Source organism: Streptomyces sp. NRRL S-495, from assembly GCF_000966955.1.
GTDB lineage: Bacteria > Actinomycetota > Actinomycetes > Streptomycetales > Streptomycetaceae > Kitasatospora > Kitasatospora purpeofusca.
The window spans coordinates 1-815 of record NZ_JZWY01001143.1 but is presented as its reverse complement, the minus strand read 5'-3'; the positions used below and the strand labels follow the sequence as shown (position 1 = coordinate 815).

General features: G+C 73.3%; 1 pseudogene. It reads right to left on the bottom strand.

What is annotated here, in order from left to right:
• Window positions 1–671 (bottom strand): annotated as a pseudogene (locus VR45_RS39940) (ABC transporter substrate-binding protein); the annotation flags it as partial.
• Window positions 672–815 lie beyond the last annotated feature (144 nt).

Sequence of the window (815 nt, the reverse complement as noted above, 5' to 3'; positions counted from 1 at the left end):
CCGGCCGCAGGGTCTCCGCGGCCGCCTCGAAGCGCGCCTTGGCCTCGGTGACCTGCTTGGCGTTCAGGTCCGCGCCGAGCGACTCGGCCAGCGCGGCGTAGCGCTTGATCGGCTCGGGCAGCGGAACCCGGGCGGTGGTGACGGCGACGCTGGGGGCGAGGGCGAGGATCTTGTCCTTGCTCTCGTCCGGGACGTACCAGAGGGCGTCCGGGTCGTACATGTGGGTGACCAGGAGGTCGGGGCGCAGCGCCGCGTACTTCTCGATGCCGAACTCGCCCCAGGCGTTGCCGACGATGGTGACCTTGTCGATGTCGAGGTTGCCGGCGGCCGGGTCGGCCTTGCCATCGGCGCGCCTGGTCTCGCCGAAGACGCCGACGACCCGGTCACCGAGCCCGAAGTCGTGCAGGGCGGCGGCGGTGCCGGTGAAGGCGACGATCCGGCGCGGGGTGTTCTTCGCGGTGACGGCCCGGCCCCGGTCGTCGGTGAAGGACCTGTCTCTTATACACATCTCTNGACCAGGCCCTGCCGTCGGCGCCCCCGCCGTCCGCGCCCTTGCTGCCGCCCCCGCTGCCGCAGGCGGCCAGTGCGGCGCCGAGGCCGACGGCGCCGGCGGCGGTGAGGAGGGTTCGGCGGGTGGGTCGCCCGGGGGTCGGGGAGCCGGGGTTGGGCATGGGGGTGCCTTTGTTCGGTGGTGGGAGTGGTGAAGGTCCCGGGGTGGGTCGGACCCCGCGCCGAGACTTAGGTTAGCCTAACCATAGTCACCGGCCGTCGACCGTCCGTCGCCGCCCCGTCGCCGCCCCGTCCTCGCCCTGTCC